The 26,160-nt window shown below is 76.5% G+C and carries 8 protein-coding genes and 1 pseudogene; 8 read left to right on the top strand and 1 reads right to left on the bottom strand.

Translation table 11 applies throughout. The features are described from left to right. Window positions 1-9 precede the first annotated feature (9 nt). The 6 genes and pseudogenes from BN3788_RS03730 to BN3788_RS03710 all read left to right on the top strand — a co-directional run. A pseudogene (locus BN3788_RS03730) lies at window positions 10-6,246 on the top strand (amino acid adenylation domain-containing protein); the annotation flags it as partial. Next, entirely contained in the window at window positions 6,144-10,961 is a 4,818-nt protein-coding gene (locus BN3788_RS19625; RefSeq protein WP_082812549.1) for a non-ribosomal peptide synthetase, read from the top strand. The pseudogene BN3788_RS03730 and the gene BN3788_RS19625, both read left to right, overlap by 103 nt. Further along, complete coding sequence (locus tag BN3788_RS19945) at window positions 10,958-18,184, top strand: amino acid adenylation domain-containing protein (RefSeq protein WP_066582501.1); 7,227 nt, start codon at window positions 10,958-10,960, stop codon at window positions 18,182-18,184. The genes BN3788_RS19625 and BN3788_RS19945 overlap by 4 nt, the downstream gene beginning before the upstream one ends. Then, window positions 18,181-19,830, top strand: coding sequence for an ATP-binding cassette domain-containing protein (locus BN3788_RS03720; protein ID WP_066582500.1), 1,650 nt, complete (start codon window positions 18,181-18,183; stop codon window positions 19,828-19,830). Before BN3788_RS19945 ends, BN3788_RS03720 begins: the two co-directional genes overlap by 4 nt. Then, window positions 19,827-21,584, top strand: coding sequence for an ABC transporter ATP-binding protein (locus BN3788_RS03715; protein WP_082812547.1), 1,758 nt, complete (start codon window positions 19,827-19,829; stop codon window positions 21,582-21,584). The genes BN3788_RS03720 and BN3788_RS03715 overlap by 4 nt, the downstream gene beginning before the upstream one ends. Next, window positions 21,581-22,297 (top strand): 4'-phosphopantetheinyl transferase family protein, encoded by a 717-nt coding sequence (locus BN3788_RS03710; protein ID WP_108723770.1) that lies wholly within the window; start codon window positions 21,581-21,583, stop codon window positions 22,295-22,297. Before BN3788_RS03715 ends, BN3788_RS03710 begins: the two co-directional genes overlap by 4 nt. A 20-nt stretch (window positions 22,298-22,317) precedes the next feature. On the opposite strand, the gene BN3788_RS03705 is transcribed toward BN3788_RS03710, so the two are convergent. Continuing rightward, on the bottom strand, window positions 22,318-22,878 hold the full coding sequence (locus BN3788_RS03705; protein WP_066582497.1) for an NUDIX hydrolase family protein: 561 nt from the start codon (window positions 22,876-22,878) through the stop codon (window positions 22,318-22,320). A 117-nt stretch (window positions 22,879-22,995) separates the two neighbouring features. Between BN3788_RS03705 and trxA the strand changes: the two genes are divergently transcribed. Both trxA and BN3788_RS20030 read left to right on the top strand, forming a co-directional pair. After that, window positions 22,996-23,370 carry a thioredoxin gene (gene trxA / locus BN3788_RS03700; protein WP_066582496.1) on the top strand — a complete coding sequence of 125 codons (375 nt, stop codon included), beginning with the start codon at window positions 22,996-22,998 and terminating at the stop codon, window positions 23,368-23,370. A 256-nt stretch (window positions 23,371-23,626) separates the two neighbouring features. Next, on the top strand, window positions 23,627-26,160 hold a 2,534-nt coding region (locus BN3788_RS20030; protein WP_315969735.1), incomplete at its 3' end, for a glycosyl hydrolase.

Here is a 26,160-nt window from a genome sequence, read left to right as displayed (position 1 = left end):
ACCGACTCCGTGAAGGGCCCATCACCCGTGTCACCCACACGCACCGAACCCGAGGACCTGGCAGTCGCCACGGCCGTCTCCCGCCTGCCGCTCAGCGCCGCCCAGCGCAGCATCGTCGACGCGCAGGCCCTCGACCCGGACTCCGACGTCTTCGTCGTCGCGGACTGCGTCGAGCTCACCGGCCGCGTGTCGACGGCGCTCCTCGCGCAGGCCGTCACGGAGGTCGTCCGGGAGGCCGAGGCCCTCGGGTTCCGCGTCGAGCGCGACCCGGAGACCGGGGAGCCGTTCCGGGTGGCCGTCCGTGCCGAGGCCACGGTGCGGACGCACGACGTCTCGGGCGAGGCCGATCCGTCGGGGGCCGCGCAGGCTCTTGTCGACGCCGAGCTGGCCCGCGGCGCGGGAGGCCTGGACGCCGCGGAGCCCGTGGGGCAGGTGATCATCCGCACGGGGCCGGAGCGGGTGCTGTGGCTACAGCGCTACCACCACGTCGCCGTCGACGGCTATGCGATCTCGCTCATCGCGCAGCGGGTCGCGGAGCGTTATCGGGCGTTGGTGGGCGCCGATGGCCCGGGTCAGGGCTTCGGCTCGCTCGAGCGGCTGGTCGAGGCGGAGGCGGCGGGGCGCGCGGCCTGCGACGGCTCCGCGATCACCGACCTGCTCGACTCCGCCCTGACCTCGGCGCTTGCCGCCGACGGCGCCGTCCCGACCGTGTCCGGGCGGCGGGCCCCCGCGGTGCGCCGCGCGATCGGAGTCCCCCTCGTGCTGCCCGAGGAGGTCGGCGAAGCCGTCCTGCGCCTGACCGCGAGGGACCGGCGGATCACGTGGGCCGACGTGCACACGGCTGCCTTCGCGGCGTTCGCGGCCAGGGCCTCCGGCTCCGCCGCCCTCGTGCTCGGCGTCCCGTTCGCTGCTCGCACGACGCGGGAGGCGGCGCGCACCCCGTCGATGTCGGTCACCGTGTTGCCGCTGCCCGTGCGCGTCGACCCCGCGGAGTCGCTGGCCGGGCTCGCGCGTCGCGTGGCCGAGGGCCTCGCGGTGCTGCGCCGCTCCCAGGCGCTGCGCGGCGAGGAGATCGTCGCCCAGCAGGGGATCCCCTCGCTGCTGCGCGGGCCGGGGGTCAACCTCAAGCCGTACACGCCCACGCTCGACTTCGGCGAGGCCCGCGGCGAGCTGCGCACCGAGGCGGCGGGGCCGGTGGACGACCTCGACCTGTCTGTCGTCGCAGGGGAGTGTGGCATCGCGCTGCGCCTCGACGCGAACCCGGACGCCTACACCCCGGCCGAGCTGGAGCGGGTCGCCGCGCGCTACGGGGGCTTCCTCGAGCGGCTCCTGGCCGATCCCGACCGCCCGGTGGGGCGCGTGCCCGCCCTGCCCCGGGGCGAGCGCGGCGCGGACGGCTCCGAGCCCGCGCCCGAGGGCGGCCTCCACGTCCTGGACGTGTCCCAGGCGCTCGCACGGGCGGCGGCGGCCGATCCGGGGGCGATCGCTGTGCGCTCGGGGGTCGACGCGATCACGTTCGGCGCCCTGCACGGACGGGTCCGCGCCCTCGCGGCACAGCTCGTCGCCCACGGCGCCGGGCCGGAGCGGGTCGTGGCCGTGGCGCTGCCGCGGGGCGTCGACCTGGTGGTCGCGCTCCTCGCCGTGCTGGAGGCGGGCGCCGCGCTCACCCCTGTGGACCTGGGCTACCCGGCCGAGCGCATCGCCTTCCTGCTGGGGGACTCCGCGCCGGTGGTCGTGGTGACAACTGCCGGGTCGGCGGCCGCGTCGCACCCACGGGCGCTCGTCCTCGACGAGGACGGCAGCGCCCCCGGCGGCGAGGCCTCCGTCGTCACCGGCGACGCCGACCCTGCCGATGGCCCCGGCCCCGTCCACGACCCGGCGACGCTCGCCTACGTCGTCTACACGTCCGGGTCGACGGGCCGCCCGAAGGGCGTCGGCGTCAGCCGCGGCTCCCTCGCCTACTTCCTCGCGCACCACGCGGCGACGCTGTTCGGCCCCACCGCCGCGCGGGCAGGTCGGCGGCTGCGGGCGGCTCACACGGCGTCCTTCTCCTTTGACTCGTCATGGGAGCAGCTCCTGTGGCTGCTGCTCGGCCATGAGCTCGTCGTCTTCGACGAGGAGGACCGGCGCGACGCCCGCGCGATCGTCGAGGCGATCGACGACGCCAGGATCGACACCCTGGACGTGACACCGTCCTTCGCCTCGGCACTCGTCGACGCCGGGCTGCTCGAGACGGCGCACACCCCGGAGTTGTTCCTCATCGGCGGCGAGGCCGCCCCGCAGGACCTGTGGCGCCGGCTGTCGGCGTCGCGCATGGCCTGCCACAACTTCTACGGCCCCACCGAGGCGACAGTCGACGCCCTCGGCGCGCCGGTGGTGGGCGAGCGTCCCCGGATCGGCCGCGCGCTCGCGGGCAGCGACGCGATCGTGCTCGACGGGGCCCTTCAGCCCGTGCCCGTCGGCGTCGCGGGGGAGCTGTGCCTCGGCGGGCCGCACCTCGCCCGCGGCTACCAGGGCCGATCCGGACTCACCGCCGCGCGCTTCATCGCCGACCCCCGCGGCGGCGGGCGGCGCCTCTACCGGACGGGCGACATCGTCCGCGTCGAGCCGGACGGCGCCCTGTCCTCACTCGGGCGTGATGACGACCAGGTGAAGATCCGCGGGCACCGCGTCGAGCTCGGCGAGGTGAGCGACGCGGTGGCGTCGCTCGACGGCGTGGGGCAGGCGGTCGCCCTCGTCCGCGGCACGGGTGGCTCGACGCGGCTGCTCGCGTACGTGGTCCCCGCCGCTGGCGCGGAACTCGACCCCGCCAACCTGCTCGGGCGGCTGCGCGAGGTGGCGCCCGACCACCTGGTCCCGCATGCCGTCGGCGTCGTGGACCGGCTCCCGCTCACCGCCCACGGCAAGCTCGACGCCGCCGCGCTCCCGGAGCCCGGCCACGTCGCCACGGGCGGCGCGGCGCCCGAGACGGCCGCCGAGCGCCTGGTGTGCGCGGCCATCGGGGAGGTGCTGGGCCTCGCGGACGTGCCCGTGGACGTCGACGTCGTGTCCCTCGGCGGCGACAGCATCTCCGCGATCGCCATCGTGTCGGCGCTGCGCAAGGCCGGCTGGGTCGCACGCCCGCGCGACCTCTTCGCGGCGCGCACCGCACGCGGGCTGGCGGGCCTGCTCCGCCCGCTCGCCGGGACAGCGCAGGCCCGCGCCCGGCACGCCGCGTGGGGCTCGGCGCCCCTCACTCCCGTGGTCCGCGCGCTGGAGCGGCTCGCCCCCGGGCTCGACGCGGTGCGCGGGTACGCGCAGAGCATCGTGCTCAGCGCGCCGGGAGTCGATCTGGCGGCGCTGCGATCGGCCGTCGACGCCCTCGCCCGGCGGCATCCCGTGCTGCACCTCGTCGCCAGCGACGGCGCGGCCGATGCGGCGCAGGGGTGGACGCTGGAGATTCCCGCGCCCGACGCGCGCCAGCCGATCGAGGTCCTGGCAGACGAGTCCACCGCCGACGGCATGGCCGGAGCGGAGGCGCCGCGCCGCCGCCTGGTCGGTGTGCTCGACCCGTCGTCGGGCCGGGTCCTCGCCGTCGGGCTCATCGCCCGCGACGACGCCGTCGTCGTGGCCGCCCACCACCTCGTGGTGGATGGCGTCTCGTGGCGCACGATCATCCGCGAGCTCGGCGTCCTGCTCGGCCGCGGGGACCTCCCCCCAGGCGAGGACGCGGCCTGGCGCGAACGCGCCCTCGCCCTCGAGGCGCAGCAGGCCGCGCCCGCGCATGAGGCGCATTGGCGCGCGCTCGCGGAGCGGCCATGCTCGGTCCTCCCCGTCTCGGAGCCTGCCTTCGCGGCGCAGTCGGCGCTGCGGATCGTGCGCGCCGCTCCCGCGGACGTCGCCGAGGCCGTGCTCACCCGGCTGCCGAGCCTGCTCGACGCCCGCCCCGACGCCGTCCTCGCGGGAGCGCTCGCCGCCGCGCTCCGCGAGTGGCGGGGTGTGGCGGCCGAGGGCCGGCTGCTCGTCGACTGGGAGACGCACGGCCGCGACCCGCTGCACGACGGCGAGGACCCGTCCGAGGGCATCGGGTGGTTCACCACCGAGTTCCCGGTCTCGATCGAGTTCCCCGCGGCGGCCCAGGCGCCGCTGGCTGAGGACCCGGACGCCCTCGCGGAGGCCGTCCGCGCGGCCCGGCAGGCCCGGGCGGAGGCGCCCGGCGACGGCTACAGCGCCGGCCTGGCCGCCGAGCCGGCCCGCCCCGGCGTGTTGCTCAACTACCTCGGCCGCTTCGGCGGCGACACGCGCGCGGGCGCCTCGGTGGCGCTACGCGGCGAGCGGCCCTTCGAGGTGCACCTGCCGGAGGGCCTGGGCATCGGGCACGCGCTCGAGGTCGCCGTCTTCGTGCTGCCCGGGGACGCCGGCCTCGAGGTCGAGTGGACGATCGCCCCGGGGCTCGCCGCGGAGGCCGACGCCCTCCTGGCGGCCTGGGACCGTGCCCTCGCCGGCTTGGTGATGCTCGCGGGCCGCGCGGACGCCGACGCCCCGGCCACCCTCATCCCGGCCGAGGCCGCGCTGCCCGGGCTCGACGCCGCGCAGATCCGCGCGATCGAGCGCGAGCATGGGCCCTTGCGCGACATCGCCCCGCTCACGCCCCTGCAGGAGGGGCTGCTCTTCCACGCGTTGCGCGACGGCGAGGACGACGTGTACACGACGACGACCACCGTCGACCTGGTGTCCACGCCGCACGGCGACGGCCGCGAGGCGCCAATCGAGGTGCGCGCGCTCGCGGCGGCGGTGGGCGCCGTGGTCAGCGCGCATCCGCAGCTCGGCGCGGCCTTCGTCGTCGACGTCGCCGATCGGCCCGTCCAGCTTGTGCCGCGCCGGGCGTCCGCCGAGGTCACCGTGCATGAGCACGGCGCCGACGTCCAGGCGCTCGTGGCGGCGGAGCCCGCCCGGCGCACAGACGTCGGGCGCCCGCCGCTGCTGCGCGCGCACATCGTGCGGGCGGGGGCCGCGTCGGCGACGCTCGTGCTCGCCGCCCACCACCTCCTGCTCGACGGCTGGTCCACGCCGATCCTCGTCGACCGGGTCATCGAGGCCGCGGCGGGCGGCCGGGTCGCCGACGGCTGGCCCGCGTGGCGCCGGGCCGTCCTCGCCCAGGTCGAGCAGGGCGTCGACGCGTCGCGCGAGGCGTGGGGTGCGCACCTCTGCGGGTTGTCCCGTGCGTCGATCCTCGCGCCAGCGTCCGGTGCGACGGTGCGCACGCGCACCGTCGCCGTGCCGCTCGCCCCTGACGCCGCGAACCGGCTCCTCGGAACGGCCCGCGCGGCCGGCCTCACCGTCAGCACCGTCCTGACAGGCGCGTGGGCGCACATCGTGGCGGGGGCGCTCGGCAGCGCCGACGTGGTGGTCGGGGTGACGACTGCCGGGCGCAGCGCGGCCGTCGAGGGCGTCGACGGGGTCGTGGGGCTGCTGTCCACGACAGTCCCGGCCCGGTTCCGGATGCGGCCGGGGCGCCCGTTCGGCGAACAGCTCCGCGCGCTGCAGCGCGAGCGCGCGGACCTGCAGGACCACGAGTGCCTGCCACTCGCGGACATCGAGGCGACGGCCGGCGTCGGGACGCTCTTCGACACCCTCGTCGTCGTCGAGAACTACCCCCCGGGGACCTCGGCGCCCGGCGGGCTCCAGGTCGCGGGCATGGCCGCGGCCGGGTCGACGCACTACGCCGTCGGCGTCACGGCACTCCCGGGCGAGGGGCTGCGGGTCGAGCTCGACTTTGACGAGGCGCGGGTTCCGGCCGAGCGCGCGGAGCAGCTCGCGGAAGGGCTCGGCGCTGTGCTCTCGCGGCTTGCGGACGGGCTCGACGCCACACCTCTCGCGCTGCCCGCCCCACCCGGCGCCGGCGTCCTCGTGGGCCCGGAGCCGCCGCGGACCCCGCAGGACGGGTCCGGGTCATGCGCGGTCGTGCGGAGCCTGGCGCGCGCGGCGGCAGCCCAGCCGGACGCCGTCTCGGTGCGGTTCCGGGAGCGGGCGGCCACGTCGGGGGAGCTCGTCGCGATGGCCGGCGGCATCCGGGCCGCGCTCGAGCGTGCCGGCGCGGGTCCGGAGCGCATCGTGGCGCTGGCGCTGCCGCGCGGGGTGGAGATCGTCGCGGCGATCGTCGCGTGCCTCAGCGCGGGGGCCGTCTCCCTGCCGCTCGACCCGGGGCTCCCGCGCGCCCGCCTGCGAGCGCTGCTCGACTCCACCGCCGCCGACCTGGTCGTCGCACCACGGGGGAGCGAGGCGGCGCGCGTCGCGGCAGAGGGCGGGCCGCCGTCCTCGACCCCGCGGACGCCCCGCCCGCGGCGCTTGCCCCGCGGGCCGTCCCGGGGGCGGCCGCGGCCTATGTCCTCCACACCTCGGGGTCGACGGGCCAGCCGAAGGGAGTCGTCGTCACCCGCGACGCCCTCGACACCCACTTCGACGGGCTGCGCACCGGACGGCACGCCGAGCTGGTGGAGCGCCTGCGCGCCAGCGAGGGCCGTGCGCGCGTGGTCGCCGTGCACAGCGCCTCCTTCTCCTTCGACACCTCGCTCATCCAGCTCCACTGGGCGTTCGCCGGGCATGAGCTGGTGGTGCTCGACGAGGACGAGCGCCGCGACCCGGCGCTCTTCACCGCCCGGGCGCGCACGGCGGACGTGATCGACGTCGCCCCCGTCCTCGCCGAGCAGCTCGTCGCCGCGGGGCTCGCCGACGGCGCCCGGCCGCTGCCCGAGATCCTGCTCGGCGGCGAGGCCGTCGCGCCCGCGCTGTGGACCGCCCTGCGGGAGCGCGCGGACCACACCCGCGGCCTCAACCTGTACGGCCCCACCGAGGCGACGGTGGACGCCCTCGGCGCGGTCGTCGCCGACTCCGAGGCCCCGCTGATCGGCGCCCCGGTCGCGGGCGTCACCGCCGCGATCCTCGACCCATGGCTGCGGCCGGCGCCGCGCGGGGTCGCGGGCGAGCTCTACCTCAGCGGCGGGCAGCTCGCCCGGGGCTACCTCGGGAGGCCCGGGCTCACGGCGGCGAGCTTCGTCGCGGGCCCCGACGGGACGCGGCGGTACCGGACGGGGGACCTCGTCCGGATGGGCGCCGACGACCACGTCGAGCACCTGGGCCGCCTCGACGACCAGGTGAAGGTCTCCGGGCATCGCATCGAGCCCGGCGAGGTCGAGGCCGCGCTGCGGGCGGTGCCCGGCGTCGGGCTGGCCGCGGCCTTCGCCGACGTGCCGGGGGCAGTGGCCACGCGGCTGCTCGCCGCCGTCACGGGCGCCGGGATCACCGCCCACGGTGTGCGGGGCGCCGTCGCGCAGGTGCTCCCGGGCCATCTGACGCCCACGCGGGTGCTCGTGCTCGACGCGCTCCCGGTGACGACGAGCGGCAAGGTCGACAGGGCCGCGCTCCGCGCGCTCGCCGCCCAGCTCGGCGCCGAGGACGAGTGGGAGGTCATCGCGCCGAGGACCCCGCAGGAGGCGGCCGTCGTCGGCGCCGTCCGGGCGGCGCTGGGCGGCCTCCCGGTGTCCGTCGACGACGACTTCTTCGAGCTGGGCGGCCACTCGTTGACGGCGCTGCGCGTGATCGGCGCGCTGCGGGCGGCGGGCCTCACGCTCGGCGTGAAGGACGTCTTCGAGGGGCGGGTCATCGCGCGCATCGCGCAGCGCGTGACGCCGTTGCGCCAGCCGGTGGCCGCCGATGACGCCGTGGCCCACGACCCGACAGCCGACCCGCGTGGCGGCTCGCCGTCCCAGCCGCCGTCGCCAGACGCCGGGCGCGTCCCCGTGTCCTCGGCGCAACGCGGGCTCCTCTTCCTCGCCGAGCTCGACGGCGTCAGCGCCACCTACACGGTGCCCGTGTCCTTCGACCTGGCCGGCGCCGTGGACGCCGACGCGTTGGCGGCGGCATGGGACGGCGTCGTCCGGCGGCACCCCATGCTCCGCACCGTCTACCTCCGCGACGACAGCGGCTTCGGCGCCGAGGCGCTCGCGGAGCCGCCGGCGTCCTTCGCCGTCGTCGACCTCGGCCCCGGCGCCACTGGCGCGGAGGTCGACCGCGCCGTCGCAGCAGAGGAGGCGCGCGCCTTCGACGTGTTCGGAGCGCCGCCCGTGCGCTGCACGCTGGTGACCACGGACGGGCCAGCGGCACTTGTGATCGCGGCGCACCACGTGGCCGTCGACGAGACGTCGCTCGCCGTGATCCTCGACGACCTGTCCGGGCTGCTGCATGGGCGGGAGCCGGAGCCGGCTGTGCCGTTCGCCGTCGTCGCGGCCGAGGAGGCGCGCGGCGACCCGGCGGCCGCCGCGCGCTGGCGCGAGCGCCTCGCCGGCATCCCGGCGGAGCTGGAGCTCCCCACGGACCGGCCGCGTCCCGAGCGCGCCAGCCACCGGGCGCACACCGTGTCCGCGCCTGTGCCGGGGCCGCTCGCCGAGCGCCTCGCCGCGGTGGCCGCCGCCGAGGGCGCCACGCCCCTGATGGTGCTGCAGACGGCTGTCGCGACGCTCTGGCAGGCGCTCGGCGCGGGCGATGACATCGTGCTCGGCTCACCCGTCTCCACCCGGCACGACGAGCGCCTCGCCCGCACGGTCGGCTACCTGGTGAACACCCTCCCCGTGCGGCTGGACGTCGCGGGCCGCGAGCACCTGGCCGGCCTCCTCGGCCGGACCCGCCGCAGCGTCCTCGACGCGTGGGAGGGCGCGCGGCTCCCCTTCGAGGCAATCGTCGACGCTGTCGCCCCGCCGCGCTCGCTGTCCCGGCACCCGCTCTTCCAGACGATGGTCACCGTCGAGCACGCGGTGGGCGCGGGGCTGCGGATTCCCGGCGCCCGCGCGGTCGAGCGGGCGGCGGGCGTCGACGCCGCGCGCTTCGACCTCGCCGTCCGGCTCCGCATGGGCGGCGCGGGCGAGGCGGGCACGCTCACCGTCGTCGCCGCGGCCGACCTCTACGACCGTGTGAGCGCGGGGCGGTTGCTCGCGCGCCTGCTGCAGTGGACGGGCGCGCTGCTCGCCGCCCCGGGGCGACCGGTGCGCTCCGTCGACGCCCGGCGGGGGGACGGGCGCCGCCGCCCGGCCGTCCACTCCGAAGTCGTGGCGGGGCCCGCCACGCTGCTCGGGTCGTTCGCGGAGGCCGTCGCCGCCTGGCCGGAGCGTCTCGCCTTGGCCGCGGGCGACGAGCGGATCGGCTACGGCGAGCTCGCCGGGCGCGTGCTCGCGCTGCGGGATGCGCTCCGCGCGGCGGGCGTCGGCCCGGAGGACCGCGTCGCGGTCGCCACCGGGCGGGGCCCCGAGCTCGTCGTCGCGCTGCTCGGGGTCCTCGTCGCGGGCGCCGCGTACGTGCCGCTCGACGTCGACTACCCGGACGCCCGGCTCCAGATGATGCTGGACGACGCCGACCCGGCACTCGTCCTCGTCGACGCTGTGACGCGCGGCGCGGGACGTGGGCGCCCGGAGGTGGTGCTCGGCGCGCCGTCGCAGGACGCCTCCGTGGATCCCGCGCGCGCCGCCGCCGACCTGCGCCGCGCGGCAGCCGATGTTCCCGCCGCGGCCACGGCCTACGTGATCTACACGTCAGGCTCGACGGGGCGCCCGAAGGGCGTGGCGGTGCCGCGCGCGGCGCTCGACGCGTTCCTCGCGCATGAGCGCGCCGCCCTCGCCCTCGGCGCCGACGACGCGTTGCTGGCGGTGACGACGGTCTCCTTCGACATCGCCGCGCTCGAGGTGTTCGTGCCGCTCATGAGCGGTGCCGCGATCGTCCTCGCGGACCGTGAGCAGGTGCGCGATCCCGACCAGCTGTCGGCGCTGGCCGCACGGACAGGGTGCACGGTGCTCCAGGCGACGCCCTCGCTGTGGCGGCCGCTTGTCGAGTCCCACCCGGAGGCGTGGTCGCGGGTCGCGGCCCTCGTCGGGGGCGAGGCGCTCCCGGCGGACCTGGCCCGGGCGATGCGCGAGGGATGCCGGTCGGTGCGCAACGTGTACGGGCCCACGGAGGTCACGGTGTGGGCCACGAGCGCCCAGGTCGACCAGGAGCCCACGGGACCGTCGGGCGAGTCGTCGGGAGCGCTGTCGGGGGCTGCGATGCCGATCGGCGTGCCCTTCGCCGGCGTCGACGCGTATGTGCTCGACCAAGCGCTTCGACCGGTGCCCGACGGCGTGGCGGGCGAGCTGCACCTGTCGGGGACGCAGGTCGCCCGCGGCTACCTCGGCCGGGCCGGCCTGACGGCGTCCCGTTTCGTCGCGGACCCGTTCGGGGCGCCGGGCGGGCGGCTCTACCGCACGGGCGACGTGGTCCGCCGGGACGCCGCGGGCGTCCTGCACTTCCTGCGGCGCGCCGACGACCAGGTCAAGGTCGACGGCCACCGCATCGAGCTCGGCGAGGTGGAGGCGGCGCTCCGGGAGGTCCCCGGCGTGCGGCAGGCGGCGGCGGTCGTCCGGCCCGGGCCGACGGGGCGCGACCGGCTGCTCGGCTACGTCGCCCCAGAGCCCGGCGTGCGGATCGACGGCCAGGCGGTGCGCGACATGCTCGCCGCAGGGCTCCCCGCGGCATATGTGCCCCGGGTTGTGACAGTCCTCGACGGCATCCCGCTCACGTTGAACGGCAAGGTCGCGCGCGGCGCCCTGCCGGAGCCCGCCACCGCCGAGCGGGTGCTCCGGGAGCCGGGCACCGACGCCGAGCGGGCCGTCGTCGAGGCCGTCGCCGAGGCGCTCGGGCTGGCCGCCGTCTCACCCGACGACGCGTTCTTCGAGCTCGGCGGGGACAGCATCTCCTCGATCCGCCTGGTCGCGCTGGTCCGCGCGCGCGGCTTCGCGCTCACCCCGGGCCTCGTGTTCTCCCATGAGCGCCTCGCGTCGCTGGCCGCCGCCGCGACCCCCCTGGCGCCGGCGCCGCAGCGGCCCGTGCGCCGCACCCGGGCGCGGATCAGCGCGCGCGACCTCAGCAGCATCGAACGACTCCTGGAGGACCCCCGATGAGCACCACCGCGCCGATGCCCTCCGTCACCGACGTCTGGCCGCTCACCCCGCTGCAGAGGGGCCTGCTGTTCCACTCGCTCTGGGAGCGGGACGCGGGCGAGCGGCCGACGTACCTGCTGCAGTTCGCCGTCGAGCTCGAGGGCGACATGGAGGCCGGGGCTGTGCGGTCGGCGCTGGCCGAGGTGCTGGACGCCCACGAGAACCTCCGTGCCGGGTTCTTCGCCGAGGGCGACTCCGCGCCCGTGCAGTTCGTCGCGGACGGGCTGGAGCCCGAGTGGGAGGTGGTCGACGCTGTCACGGCCGCCGGCGCCGGGCCGGGCGAGGCGCTCACGCATCCGGCGGTGGCGGCTGTCGCGGACGCGGAGTGGGAGCGGGGCTTCGACCCCCGGCGCCCGCCGCTGCTGCGGGCCCGGTGGGCGCGCGTCGGGACGGGGCGCGCGGTGCTCCTGCTGACGGCGCACCATCTCGTGCTCGACGGGTGGTCCGTGCCATTGCTGCTCGAGGAGATCCTCGTCCGGGCCACCGGGGGCCGGCCCGAGCCGCGTGAGGCGGGATTCGTCGACCACCTCGACGCCGTGCTGCCGCAGGACGACCCGTCGCACGGCCAGCGGGCGACGGAGGCCGTGGCCAGCACGCTCGACGGGCTCGGCGCCCCGACCCTTGTGGCCACGGCGGCGTCCCCGGCCGGGGGAGCGGCGGCACGACGGACCGTCCTGGTCCCGCGCGCCGGCGATCTGCGGAGCCGGGCGCGCGAGCTCGGCGCCACCCCCGCGGCTGTGCTCTCGGCGGTGTGGGGGCTCGTGCTCGGCCGGATCGTCGACGACGCGGACGTCGTGTTCGGGCTCGCCGTCTCGGGGCGCGGCGCCGACGTGCCGGGCAGCGACCGCATCGTCGGGCTGCTCGGCAACACCCTCCCGTTCCGGGTCCACGCCCGCCCGGGTCACCGCCTCGGCGACGTGGTGCGCGCCGCCCACCGGCTGCACGGCGTCGTCGCCGACGCGCACGCCGCGGACCTCGGGGCCGTCCAGGCGCGTGTCGGGCTCGGCACGCTCTTCGACACGCTGCTCGTGGTGGAGAACTACCCGGGCGACGTGGGCGGCTGGCGCAGCGCCGACGGCTCGGTGGCCGTGGCCGGAACCTGGGCGCGTGACGCCGTGCACTACCCGCTGGCCCTCCTCGCCGAGATCGGCGCCGAGCTGCGGCTCGAGCTGAACGTGCGGTCTGACGTCCCCGGTGGGGCCGACGGGGTGGAGGCGGCGTTGCGGTGCGCGCTGGACGCTGTGCTCGACGACCCGTGGGCCCGGGTCGCGCAGATCGCCTTCGACAGCGGGGCCCCGGCGCCCGCGATGCTCGAGGGCGGGCCCGCGCCGGAGGCCGATCTCGAGGCCCTCCTCGACGACGTCCTCGCCCAGCACGCCCACGAGGTGGCCGTCGTGGATGGCACGTCGCGGATCACCACGGCCGAGCTGCACGAGGCCGCGTCAGTCGTCGCGGCGGGGCTCGGCGCGCACGGCGGCACGATCGGCGTCCTGGCGCCCCGCTCGGCGACCCTCGTGGTGAGCGTCCTCGCGGCGCTGCGCTCCGGGCGGGCCTTCCTCGCCCTCGACCCATCCCTGCCGCCCGCGCGCCTGCGGGAGCTCGTGGAGCAGGCCCAGGCCACCACGCTGATCGTCGCGCCGGGCGCCGGTGAGGCCGCCTCAGCGCTGGGGTTCGACGGCGGCCCCGAAGGCGGCTCCGACGTCGAGGACGCGCCGATCATCCGCCACCGGGCCACCGACCCCGCCGCGCCCGGGCGCCCCTCGACCGTGGGCGCGGCGCCCGCCTACGTCGTGTTCACGTCGGGGACCACGGGCCGCCCCAAGGGCTGCGTGAACACCCGAAGCGGCCTCGCGGTGCGCCTGGCCTGGATGTGCGAGCGCTACGGGATCGGCGACGACGACGTGATCCTGCACAAGACGCCCGTGGGCTTCGACGTCTCGGTGTGGGAGCTCGTGCTGCCGCTGGTGACGGGCGCCCGGCTGGTGCTCGCGCCGCCCGGCGCGCACGGCGACCCCGAGGCGCTCGACGCGCTGATCGCCCGCGAGGGCGTGACCACCGTGCACTTCGTGCCGTCGATGCTCGCGGCGTACCTCGACCTGGTCCCCGAGCCCGCGTGGGGGAGCGTCCGACGGGTCGTGTGCAGCGGGGAGCAGCTCCCGTCGGCGCTCGCCGCCGCGGCCGCCCATGCCGCGGGCGCGCCGGTGCACAACCTGTACGGGCCCGCCGAGGCAGCGATCGACGTGACCGCGGGCGACAGCGCGCACGAGGCCACCGGCGCCTCGTCGCCCATCGGCGCAGCGGCGCCGGGCACCGCCCTGCGGGTGCTCGACACGGCGTTGCGCCCGGTCGGGCTCGGCGGCGTCGGCGAGCTCTACCTCGCGGGCGAGCAGCTCGCCCTCGGCTACGCGGGGCGGGGCGCGATGACGGCGGAGCGCTTCGTCGCCGACCCCCTCGGGTCAGGCGCCCGGCTGTACCGGACGGGGGACCTCGTCGAGATCGCGCCCGAGGGTCTCGTGCACCGCGGCCGCCGCGACGACCAGGTGAAGATCCGCGGGATGCGCGTCGAGCCGGACGAGACGCGCTCCGCGCTCGAGTCGCTGTCCGAGGTGTCGCACGCGGCCGTCCTCCTCGACGAGGAGGCCGGTCCCGCGCTCGTCGCCCTCGTGCGCCTCGCGCCGGGGGCCAGCGCCTCGCCCGCCGCCCTCGCGGCTGGGCTCGCCGACGTCCTGCCCGACCCGCAGCGGCCCGCCGTCATCCTCGTCGTCGAGTCCCTGCCCGTCACCGCGAACGGCAAGCTCGACAGGCGCGCGGCGCTCGACCTTGTGCGGGGGGCGCGCACACGGGCCGCGCTCTCCCCGCAGACTCAGCTCACGCGAGGCATGGAGCCGGCAGCCGCACGGATCGCCGAGATCGCCCGCACCGTGATCGGCTCCGAGGTCGACGTGGACGCCGATCTGTTCGCGGCGGGCCTCGACAGCATCTCCGCGATCCGGCTGGTCGCGTTGGCGCGGCGGTCGGGGATCGACATCGGGCTCGGGACGGTCTTCGAGGCGCGGACCGCTGCGGCGATCGCCCATGTCGCCTCCCCGCAGGCCGGGGACTCCCTGCGGCGCGCACGCGGCCATGCCGGGACGCAGGCCGGGATCGAGCAGGATGCGGCCACCCGCCAGGTGCTGGACCGGCTGGCCCCCCATCGGGAGGCCGTGCTCAGCCTCGGCCCGCTGCAGGAGGGCCTCTACGTCCACACGCAGCTCGGCGGCGACGACCTCGACGTGTACGTGGTGCAGCACAAGCTCACGCTCCGCACCGAGGTGGACGTGGACGCGCTGCGGCGCGCGGGGGACGCACTGCTGCGGCGGCACCCCAGCCTGCGCGCCGGGTTCGTGTCCGAGGGGTTGGCGGCGCCGCTGTCCTTCGTCGCCCCGGCGGCGGCGATGCCGTTCGAGCGGCTCGACCTCGTCGCGCTGGCGCCGGCGGAGCAGGAGGCGGCGCTCGCCCTGCTCACCGAGCGCCAGGTGGAGGTGGGCTTCGACCTGGCGGCGCCGCCGCTGATCCGCCTGGTGGCGGCCCGCCTCGCCCCCGAGCACTGGCTTGTGAGCATCGTGCACCACCACATCCTCACGGACGGCTGGTCGCAGACGATCCTGCTCGAGGACTTGTTCGAGCTCTACGACCAGGCGCTGCGCGCGCCCGGCCCGGTCTCCGACGCGGGCCTCGCCCCGGCGGCGGACTACGGGGAGTACCTGTCCTGGGTCGCGCGGCAGGACCAGGAGTCCGGCATCGCGCTGTGGCGGGAGGCGCTCGCGGGCCTGCCGGGCCCCACGCTCGTCGAGCCGCGCGCGGTGGGCGCCCCGCCCGTGCTCTCCGAGTCCGCGACGCGACTGCTCGACGACGCGCTCACGGCGGCGCTCACGGGGCTCGCGCGGCGGGCCTCGGTGACTCTCTCGACGGTGCTCTCCTACGCGTGGGCACTCGTGCTGCGGGGCATCTGCGGGCAGGACGACGTGGTGTTCGGCACCACGGTCTCCGGCCGTCCCGCAGAGCTCGAGGGGGTCGACCGGATGGTCGGGCTGCTCATGAACACCATCCCGGTGCGGGTGCGCGTCCGCCCGGGGCAGACGGTGCTGGAGCAGTTGCGCGCGCATATGGCGGCCCAGGCTGAGACGATGCCCGCCCACCACGTCGGCCTCGGCCACGTGCAGCGCGCGGCCGGCAGGTCGGTGCTGTTCGACACCCTGTACGTCTTCCGCAACCTCCCGCTCGACGAGCAGGCGCAGTCGGCGACGTTCGCCCGCCACCGCATCGTGGAGGCGGAGGCCTACGATGGCACGCACTACAGCCTGGCGATGACGGTGAACCCGGGTGAGCGGCTCGAGCTGGCCCTCGCGCATCGGCCGGATGTGATCGACTCCGAGCGCGCCGAGCGCTACCTGGCCCGCTACGTGGCGGCCCTGTCCGCCCTCGTCGCTCAGGCCGACCAGCCGGTGGCCCGGCTGCGCGCGGCCGTCCCCGCCGAGCAGGCGGCCGTCGGGCGGGTCAACGCGGAGGCGACGCGCGTCGGCCCGGGCGGCCGGCATGACGCCGGCGGGACGCGCACCGTCGCCCACCTGCTCGCCCGCGCCGCGGAGCGCACGCCGTCTCGCACCGCGCTGGTGGGCCGCGACCTCTCCGGGGCCGACGCCGCCTGGACCTTCGAGGACGTCCAGCGCCGCGTGGACGATCTCGCCGCGCGCGTGGTCGAGAGCACCTCGGGGCCCGAGGCCGTCGTGGCGCTGGCGCTGCCCCGCACCGTCGAGCATGTGGTCGCGATCTTCGCGGTGCTGCGCGCCGGGCGCGCCTACCTGCCCCTCGACCTGGCGCACCCCGTCGAGCGGCTCAGCCGCCTGGCACGCCTCGCGGGCGCCGAGCTCGTGCTGACGGCGCCGGGCGGGGCGGGGGTCGAGGGCGTCCCAACCCTGGACGTGACGGCGGTCCGCGGGGCCGGGACGCCGTTCACCCCGCCCGCCGTCCGGCCGGACCAGCTCGCGTACACGATCTTCACCTCGGGCTCGACGGGGGAGCCCAAGGGGGTCGCGGTGCCGCATCGCGGGCTCGTCACGATGTACGACAACCACCTGGAGGCGATCTTCCGCCCGGCGATCCACCGGGCGGGCCGCACCCCGCTGCGCGTCGCCCACACGGTCTCGTTCTCCTTCGACATGTCCTGGGAGGAGCTGTTCTGGCTGCTCGACGGGCATGAGGTCCACGTCATCGACGAGGAGGGCCGCCTCGACGTGCCGGCCCTTGTCGAGCGGTACGCGCGCGTGGGCATCGACGTCGTCAACGTCACGCCGTCTTATGGCAGGGAGCTGATCCGCGCCGGGCTCCTCGACAGGCGTCCGCCCGCGCTCTTCCTCCTCGGCGGGGGGGCGGGCCCCCCCGAGTTGTGGACGCGGCCGCGCGGGCGGGACGACCTCGTCGCCTACGACCTCTACGGGCCGACGGAGTTCACGATCAACGCGCTCGGCGTCGACCTCGCCTCGAGTGAGAGCCCATGCCTCGGGCGGCCGATCCTCGACGCCCGCGCCCACGTGCTCGACTCCGCGCTGCGCGAGGTGCCGCCCGGCGGGACGGGCGAGGTCTACCTCGGCGGGGACGGCCTCGCGCGCGGCTACCTCGGGCAGACGGCGTTGACGGCGTCCCGCTTCGTCGCCGACCCGTTCGGGGCTCCGGGCGAACGGCTCTACCGGACGGGCGACCTCGTGCACCGGCGGCATGACGGCGGCATCGAGTACCGGGGGCGCGGGGACGACCAAGTGAAGGTGCGCGGCCACCGGATCGAGCTCGCGGAGGTGGAGGCGGCCGCGGAGGCGCATCCGGGCGTGGCGCAGGCCGCCGCCTCGGTGCGGCGCAGCGCGTCCGGCGCCGAGGCCCTCTGCCTCCACGTCGTGCCGCGTGCCGCCGCCCCGCAGGACGTGGCCCCGCAGGACGTGGCCCCGCAGGACGAGGCGCTGCTCGCGAACGTCCGGGCCGAGCTCGCCGCCACCTTGCCCGCGTTCTCCGTGCCGAGCCTGTTCGCGGTGGCGCAGGTCATTCCGCTCACCGCCAACGGCAAGATCGACAGGGCCGCGCTCCCGGAGCCGCGGACCACCAGCGGGGGCGACGCGCCCGTCGGACGGATCGAGCGCGTGGTCGCCACGGCGTTCGCCGAGGTGCTCGGCATCGACGTGGGGGGCCGCGACGACGGCTTCTTCGACCTCGGCGGCCATTCGCTGCTGGCCATGCGGGTGGTGGCCCACCTCGGCGAGGAGATCGGTGCCCGCGTCGCCATCGGGACCGTCATGGCGAACCCGACAGTGCGGGCGCTGGCCGCGGCGCTCGCGGAGCCGGCCCGGGACGCCGGCCTCGCCCCCGTGCTCGCCCTCCGCGAGCCAGCGGACGAGGCGCCCGTGTTCTGCGTGCACCCGGCGGGGGGCTTCGCCTGGCAGTTCGCCCCGCTGGTGCGGCTGCTCCCGCCGGAGATCGGCGTGATCGGGCTGCAGGCGCCGGCGCTCTCGGGCGCCATGAGCGCGGCCGCCGACGTCGACGGCCTCGCGGCGGAGTACCTCGAGCGGATGCGCGCCCTCCAGCCACGAGGCCCGTACCGGCTGCTCGGCTACTCGTTCGGCGGGAACATCGCCCACGCCATCGCCGCACAGCTCCAGCGCGAGGGCGAGGCCGTCGAGCTGCTCGTGCTCCTCGACCCGGCGCCGCTCGGCGGGCCCCGGCAGGGGGTCGAGGACGAGGACCGGGCGGCCCTGCGCGCCGAGCAGCAGGAGTTCCTGGCGGAGCTCGCAGGGGAGGGCGGCCTCGACCCCGACCTGCGCGAGGCCATCCGGGCGTCACGCGGCGTGCTCGGCCTGGACGGCAGGGCGACGCTCGACGCGATCGTGGAGAGCCACGCCTGGGCGTCCCGGCTGATGGCGGCCTCGCAGTCCCCGACGACGGCTGTGCCGACGGTCCTGGTCGTGGCCGAGCGCGAGCAGCCGCGGCTGACCGCGTGGGAGGGGCTCCTCGGCGACGACGCGGAGCGCGTCGGCCCCGACGCCGACCACGCCGGTGTCGTGGCGCCCGAGGCGTGGGAGCGGACCGGCGGCATCGTCGCGGCTCGGCTGGGGGCGTCCGGACAGCTGGAGCTGTCGGCCCCGGCGACGGCGCCCGAGTGAGCCGCAGCGCGGTCGAGCGGGCGCAGGTCCGGCGGCTCCTGCGGGGAACGGCGTGGCGGGTTCGCGGGCCGCTCCTCACCGCTGTCCTCGGCGCCGTGGTGCGGCAGGCCGGCGTCCTCGCCGCCCCGTACCTGCTGAGCTTCTCCATCGACGATGGCGTCGTCGCGGGGGACTCCCGGGCTATGGCGTTCTGGTGCGGGGCGGTCGCCGTGGCCGCGGTGCTGCAGTTCGCCGGGATGTGCGTGTGGGACCACGGCGCGAACTTGGCGGACGCCCGGGCCGGGTCGGCGCTGCGCACCCGTGTCCGCGACGGCGCCCTCCACGGCGCGGACGGACTCGGGACCGGCGACCTGCTGATCCGGGCGGGGCGCGACGTCGGCCTCGTCCGGGTGTGGGTGCACGGGCTGCCGACCTGGGCAGTCATCGCGGTCACCGTCGGTGTGCTCGTGCCGGGCCTGGCGTCCCTCGACCCGTGGCTGCTCCTCGTGGCCGGCGCCGCCGCGCCGTGCCTCGCCGCGCTGTCGGTGGTCTACCCACGCCGGTTCGAGCTGGCCTCCCGCGACGCCGCGGAGGCGCACGGCGCCCGCGCGAACCTCGTCGACCAGATCGTGCGCGCCTCGCTGGGGCTGCGGGGCATCGGGGCGGAGGGCACGATCGTCCAACGTCATCACGCGGCGTCGGCAGAGCTCGCCGAGCGCACGGTGCGGGCCAGCGGCGTGCTCGCCCGCTGGACGGCCCTCGGGGAGGGCGTGCCCGCTGTCGCCGCGGCTGTCGGGGTCCTGGTGGGCGCGCTGGCGGTGCTCGACGGGCGCCTGACCGTCGGTGGCCTGGTGGCCTTCACGGGGTGGATGGCGACGATCGGGTTGGCGGTGCAGGTGGGCCTCATGCGGTGGACGCAGAGCGTCGACGCGCGTGTGGGCGCCGCGCGGCTGAGCGCCGTGATCGGGTGCGGCGCTGACATCGGGAACGGCGCTGTGGCCGTGCCCGGTGCGGCACCCCATCGGCCGGGCCGGATCGAGGGGCGGGCGCTCGTGCCCGTGCGCGGCGCCTCGGCCGTGGACGTCGTGCTCGCGCCGGGCCGCCTGGTCGTCGTGACCGGGGGGGTCGCGAGCGGGAAGTCGATGCTGCTGCGCGTCCTCGCGGGGAGTGCGGAGCCCACCGCCGGCAGCCTCCTCGTCGACGGGTCGCCCCTCCACTCGCGGCTCGGGGGCGTCCACCTGGTCCCGCAGCGGCCGCTCGTGCTCATGGGGACGGTGCGGGACAACCTCGCGCTGGGGGCAGCCTCACAGGACGCCGCCGCCGACGACGCGCGCTACCGGCGGGTGCTCGCCGAGGTCGGGCTCGACCTGGACTTCGCCGGGCGGGCGGCCGACCCGCTGGACCTGGAGGTCGGGGACGGAGGAGGGGCGCTGTCCGGGGGCCAGTGCCAGCGGCTCGCACTGGCGCGCGCCCTCGTCGCCGAGGCGGCCGTGCTGCTGCTCGACGACGTGACCTCGGCCGCCGACGGCCAGACGGCCGCACGTGTCGTGGCGGCGATGCAGCGGGCCTCGCGGGAGCGCATCGTCGTGGCGGCGGGGCATGACGAACTGCTCCTCGCGGCGGCCGACGAGGTCCTCGTGCTCCACGACCGGGCCGGGACCGCATGAGGGCGCCGACACAGGGACCCGCCCCGGCGCACGACGGCGGCCGCCGACTCGTGGACACCCCCGCACGGCACGGCGTCGGCCGCGCGGCGCTCCGGCTCGCCCGGCCGCATCGTCGGGCCCTGGCGGCGGCCGTCGCCCTCGGGGTCGTCGCCAGCCTCGCCACGACGCTCGCGCCCGTCGTCGTCGGGCGCCTCGCCGACGCGCTGCTCGACGGCGACCGCCAGGAGGTGCTCATCCTCGGCGGCGTCGGCATCGCGCTGGCAGTCCTGCGGCTCGTGCTGTCGGCGGCGAGCAGAGCGCGGCTCGCGCGGGCCGGGGAGCACCTGGTGCGGGATGTGCGCGACACCGTGGCGCACCAGCTCGCCACGGCGCCCTTGCGCTTCGTCGAGCGCCACCGCGCCGGGGAGCTGCTGCAACGCTCGACGGCAGAGGTCGCGGAGCTCTCCGCGTTCGTGCGCGAGTCGCTCACAGGCCTGCTCGTCACCGGCTCGACGGTGGTGCTGCTCGTCGCGGTGCTGGCCTCGCAGTCGTGGCTGCTCGTGGTCGTGCTCTTGGCGGTGTTCCTGCCGCCGTCACTGGTCGTGCTGCACCGGTTCCGGTCCCGCGCCGCGGCGGCATTCGGCGCGGAGGCGCAGGCGGAGGCCGACGTCGCGGCGGTGATCGCCGAGGGCATCCGGGCGCGCTCGCTGCTGTCCACGGCCCCCGCGACCACACGCTCGCGCCTCGACGGGAGGCTCGCCCGTCTGAACGAGGGCGCCGTGGCCGCCCAGATGCGCACCGTGGTGCTGAGCCGGTGGATCGGCGCCATGTCGCTCATCGAGGGGGCCGCCCTGGCGGTGCTGCTCGCGGTGGGCTCCTCGCTCGCGGCCTCCGGCACGATCACGGCCGGGGTGGTCGTCACCTTCGTGCTCGCGAGTGTGACGCTGTTCGCGAGCTTCGCCGACCTCGTCGCGCTCATGGGCTCGGTCGAGGAGGCCCTCACGGGCGCCGCGCGGGTGCACGACCTCCTCGAGGCCTCGGGGCGGCCGCCGCGCGCCGGGGCCCGCGGCGCGGTGACGGCCGACGGGCAGGCCGCGATCGAGCTGGTCGACGTCTGGTTCGGCTACGGCGCCGAGCCGGTGCTCGCCGGCGTGTCATTGCGGATCGCGGACGGTGTGCGCGTTGGCCTCGCGGGACGCTCCGGCGCCGGGAAGTCGACGATCGCCACGCTCATGGCGGGGCTGTACCACCCGGACCGGGGCACGGTGCGCTGCGCGGGCGTCGACCTGTCGGGCCTGGGGCCGGACGAGCGCGCGGCCCTGGTGTCGTTCGTTCCGCAGGACGTGGTGCTCGGCTCCGGCACGCTCGCGGACGAGCTGCGGCTGGCGGCCCCCGACGCGGACGACGCGGCGCTGCGCGGGGCGGTGGCCTCGCTGGGTCTGGGCGGGTGGCTCGACGGCCTGCCCCACGGGCTCGCCACGCCGCTGGGCGCCGGCTCGACGCTCACGGCCGGCGAGCGCCAGCTCATCGCCCTCGCGCGGGTAGCCCTGCGGGGCAGCGCTGTCATCGTGCTGGACGAGGCGACGTCGGATGTGGACCCCGCCGCCGCCGAGCTCGTGGAGCGGGCGCTCGACCGGCTCGCGGCCTCGCGGACCGTCGTGGTCGTCGCGCATCGGGAGTCGACGCTCGCACGGCTCGACCGGGTGTACGACGTGGAGCAGGGGCGCGTCACGGAGCGGGCCGTCGGACGGGTCGCGGAGCGGATGGCGCCATGAGGCGCGGGGGTGAGGCCCGCTGGGTGACGATCGCGGAACCGGCCGCGGCAGGCCTGGACGGGGGCGTTGTCGACGTCCGCCTGGTCGTCGCCCGGGGCCTCGTGCCGTCCGAGCCGCCGTCGTGGCTGCCTCTGGTCGCGGACGACTGGGCCAGGCTGCGGGCGTTCCGCAGGGAGGCCGACGCGCGGCGGTTCCTCACGGGGCGGGTGATCGTGGCGGAGCACGCCCGCGAGGTGCTCGGCGATCACGCGGGCCGCCTCCGCTTCGTCCGCCGGCTGGTCGCGGCCGGCGAGGAGAAGCCCAGGTATGCGCCCGCGCCGGGGGAGCGGTGGGCGGCGCCCGTGCCGGACGTGTCGATCTCGCACAGCGGCGAGGTGGTGGTCGTCGCGTTCTGCGCGGACGCGGACGTCGGCGTGGACGTCGAGCAGCATGCCGCGTTCGCGGGGTTGGACGACGCGGCGCTGCGCGTCGTCCTGTCGGCAGCCGAGCGCCAGCCCTTGCGGACGCGCGCCGACGTGGCGGACGCCTTCACCGCGAAGGAGGCGGTGCTCAAAGCCGTCGGCTGGGGGCTGGCTGTGGACCCGTTGCGGCTTGAGGTCCGCGACGGCCGGGTCACGCGCTTCGACGCGCCGCAGGCCAGGCCCGTGTCGCTGTGTCGGCTCGAGGAGCCGGGGGAGGCGTCGGCCTCGCTTGCGGTGGCGGCCCGCGCCTGACGTGCGGGCCGCCGTCGACCTCAGGGCAGGCGGCCCACGTGGGCCATCGCCTGGCGTAGCAGCAGGTCCTGGCCGCCGTTCATCGCCATCTGCACCTGGCTGGACGTCGCCTCCTCGGGGGTGAGCCACGCGAGGTCGAGCGCGTCCTGCTGGGGGCGGCAGTCCCCGGCGACGGGCACGACGTAGGCGAGCGACACCGCGTGCTGGCGGGGGTCGTGGTAGGGCGTGACGCCCGGCGTCGGGAAGTACTCGGCCACGGTGAACGGCTGCGGGGACGCCGGGATCTGCGGCAGCGCCACCGGGCCCAGGTCCTTCTCGATGTGCCGCAGCAGCGCGTCGCGCACCCGCTCGTGGTACATGACCCGCCCGGAGACCAGCGCCCGGGACATCACGCCCTCCCGGGTCACCCGGAGCAGCAGGCCCACCGCCACCACATCGCCCGACTCGTCCACGCGGACGGGGATGGCGTCCACGTACAGGATCGGCAGGAGGGTGCGCACGTGGCGGATCTCCTCGTGGTCCATCCAGCCAGCGGGACGCTGGGGCTCGGGCTCATGCGGGAAGTCAGCAGTGTCGGTCACGGTCCTGTTCTACCTCCCCGGCAGACCCCGGGCAGGCCGACGCGCGTCGACGAGGGAATACTCGGGAGGGTGGGCGTGCTCTTACGTGCGCAGACTCACGACGAGGGAGGAGCGGCCATGGCTACCACTGAGCTGACCGCAGACACGATCCAGCAGACCATCACCGACAACGACATCGTGCTCGTCGACTTCTGGGCGGAGTGGTGCGGACCGTGTAAGCGGTTCGGGCCGATCTTCGAGGCGTCCTCGCAGGCGCACCCCGATGTCGTCTTCGCGAAGGTCGACACGGAGGCCGAGCCTCAGCTCTCCATGGAGCTCAGCATCACGTCGATCCCGACACTGATGGCGTTCCGGCAGGGGATCCTGGTGTTCAACCAGGCGGGCGCGCTGCCCGCGCCGGCGCTCGAGCAGGTCATCAGCGCCGTGAAGGCGCTCGACATGGACGACGTCCGCGCCCAGATCGCGGCGCAGGAGACAGCCTCCCAGAACTGAGCGCCTGCCCCGAGGGGCCTCGCACGACGGCCACCGCCTGGCCCCAGCGTCAGGTGGTGGCCGTTCGCGCGTTCAGGGCCACCCCGTTGACACGTATTCGTGTCGGTTTGCGACGGGCTGTTCCCGCGCCTACGGTGCGAGGAGACCGATCTCACGGCGGCGTCAGCGGGTGACGGGCCGAGAGAGGCCGGTCGTCGGGGGGCTGCTCATGCTGTCGATGACGACGAATGACGCGGGAAGGTCGCGGACTGCCCGTGTGAGGCCCCGAGGGCCCGCTCGATGGGCAGCCTCGCTGGCGGCGCTGGCGCTCGCGGTGACCGGGATCGGCGCGATCGCCGGGTCGGCGCAGGCGGAGCCCGTCCCCGTCGGCTCGGGCGGCTACACCACGGACCGGGTGGGCCCCTCGCCGGAGGGCTGCGCCCCGCTCGCGTCCGATCCGCGCGCGTACCTCACCGACGACGCGCCCACGGGCGCGATCCCCACCAACGACTGGTGGTCGTCACTCGTCTTCAAGCGGTGGAACTGCGTGGGCAGCGAGCCGCTGCACGCCCACCCCGTCTCGTACCAGCCCACGGCGGCGGGCCTGGGCCTGTCGAGCACCCGTGACCCGGTGCTCTCCGGCACGCCCGGCGGCGTGGGGGAGTTCCACTACCCGTACGCGCAGGATGTGCTGGTCGGCGTCGCGGGCCTCGCGGCGCCGGTGGTCGAGGTGGCCGATTGGTCGGACTGGACTGTGACGCCCTCGTGGGACGACGGCGCCCGCACGATGCGCGCCACCATCGGCCACGGCCTGCCGTTCAGCTGGTACCACCTGACCGGCGGCCAGGCCCAGCTCACCGTCACGGGGACGCCGCGCGTGTGGAGCCAGGACGGCGGGACGATCGGCTTCACCGCGGGCGGCCACGACTACGCGGCCTTCGCCCCCAGCGGGTCGTCCTGGACGGTGTCCGGGTCGAGCCTGGTCAGCGGCCTGGCCGGGCTCGGGTACCTGAGCGTCGCGGCGCTGCCCACCAGCGCGGCCTCCGACGACGCGGCCCGGCAGGCGGCACTGGCGCAGTACCAGCTGTACGCGTTCGCCGAGGTCACCGGCACGCAGGCCGACTATGCCTACGACGAGGCCGCGGGCAGCGTCTCGACGACGTACGCGGTGCAGACCACTCCGCTGGAGGGCTCCGCGCAGGGCACTGTGCTGGCGTTGTACCCGCACCAGCAGCAGCACCTGGCGTCGGTGGCGGGCCCAGCCGAGCCGGCCCCCGCGGAGTACCCGTCGCCGCGCGGCGACATGACCGCGTACGTGGGCGCCACGTCGTTCACCACGCAGACTCCGTTCACCGGGATCCTCCCCGAGCTGCCGGCGGTCGCGACCGGCTCCGGCGACGCCGCGGCCCGCCTGGACGCGCTCCTCACGGAGGCCGCCGCCGACCCCATGCAGCAGGTCTCCCCGGACACGTACTGGACGGGCAAGGGGCTCGGCCGCGCGGCCCGCATCGCGGAGATCGCCGACCTGGTGGGGCGCACGGACGTCCGGGACGCCGCCCTCGGGCAGATCCGCTCCACCCTGACGAACTGGTTCACGGCTGCGCCCGGCAAGACGGAGCAGGTCTTCGCCTACGACGACAGGTGGGGCACGCTCATCGGCTACCCGGCGTCCTACGGCTCCGACAAGGAGCTCAACGACCACCACTTCCATTACGGCTACTTCATCGCCGCGGCGGCCACGCTGGCCAAGTTCGACCCGGCCTGGGCGGCGGACGACGCCTACGGCGGGATGGTGGACCTGCTGGTGCGCGACGCCAACGGCGCCGACCGCTCCGACCCGCTGTTCCCGTACCTGCGGGACTTCGACGTGTACGCGGGCCACGACTGGGCGTCCGGGCACGGGGCGTTCGCCGCGGGCAACAACCAGGAGTCGAGCTCGGAGGGGATGAACTTCGCCGGGGCGCTCGTCCAGTGGGGCGAGGCCACCGGGGACACGGCCATGCGCGACCTGGGCGCGTACCTGTACGCGACCCAGGCCGCCGCCATCCAGGCGTACTGGTTCGACGGCGCCGAGGCGATCCCGGACGGCTTCGGCCACAGCACCGTCGGCATGATCTGGGGCGACGGCGGGGCGTACGCGACGTGGTTCAGCGCCGAGCCCGAGATGATCCAGGGCATCAACACCCTGCCCATCACCGGCAGCCACCTGTACCTGGGCCAGCGGCCCGACGACGTGCGCCAGAACTACGCCGAGATGGCCGCCGTCAACGGCGGCCCGCCCACGGTGTGGCAGGACATCTGGTGGGAGTACCTGGCCCTCGGGGACGGGCCCGCCGCGCTCGCGGCGCTGAACGCCCAGCCGGGCTACCTGCCCGAGGAGGGTGAGAGCCGCGCGCACACGTTCCACTGGGTCTCGAGCCTGGCGGCCCTCGGTCCGCCTGACGCGACAGTGCGGGCCGACCATCCGCTGGCGGCGGTCTTCGCCACGAACGGCGCGCGCACCTACGTCGCCGCGAACGTCACGTCCGCGCCGATCACCGTGGCGTTCTCCGACGGCACGACGCTGGACGTGCCCGCCGGGCGCACCGTGGCGAGCGGCGCGCACACCTGGTCCGGTGGCTCGGGCTCGGGTGGCGGCCCAGGCCCCACGCCCAGCCCGACAGTGAGCCCGACCGTCACGCCGACGCCGATGATGGCCAGCGAGCCGGGCACGACCTCCGCGGACGTGGCCTCGCGGCTGGTCCACGGCTCGGACTCCACTACGCCCGGCACCGGCGGGACCAATCGGTCGCTGCCGGTGGCGACCACGAC

This window comes from Cellulomonas timonensis, from assembly GCF_900046455.1.
In the GTDB taxonomy this organism is placed as follows: Bacteria; Actinomycetota; Actinomycetes; order Actinomycetales; family Cellulomonadaceae; genus Cellulomonas_A; species Cellulomonas_A timonensis.
This window is presented reverse-complemented; position numbering and strand designations above follow the sequence as displayed.

Excerpts from the sequence above, each read along its gene's own strand:
- BN3788_RS03715 (WP_082812547.1), top strand. The coding sequence starts at position 19,827 with ATGAGGGCGCCGACACAGGGACCCGCCCCGGCGCACGACGGCGGCCGC.
- BN3788_RS03710 (WP_108723770.1), top strand. The coding sequence starts at position 21,581 with ATGAGGCGCGGGGGTGAGGCCCGCTGGGTGACGATCGCGGAACCGGCC.
- trxA (WP_066582496.1), top strand. The coding sequence starts at position 22,996 with ATGGCTACCACTGAGCTGACCGCAGACACGATCCAGCAGACCATCACC.
- BN3788_RS19945 (WP_066582501.1), top strand. The coding sequence starts at position 10,958 with ATGAGCACCACCGCGCCGATGCCCTCCGTCACCGACGTCTGGCCGCTC.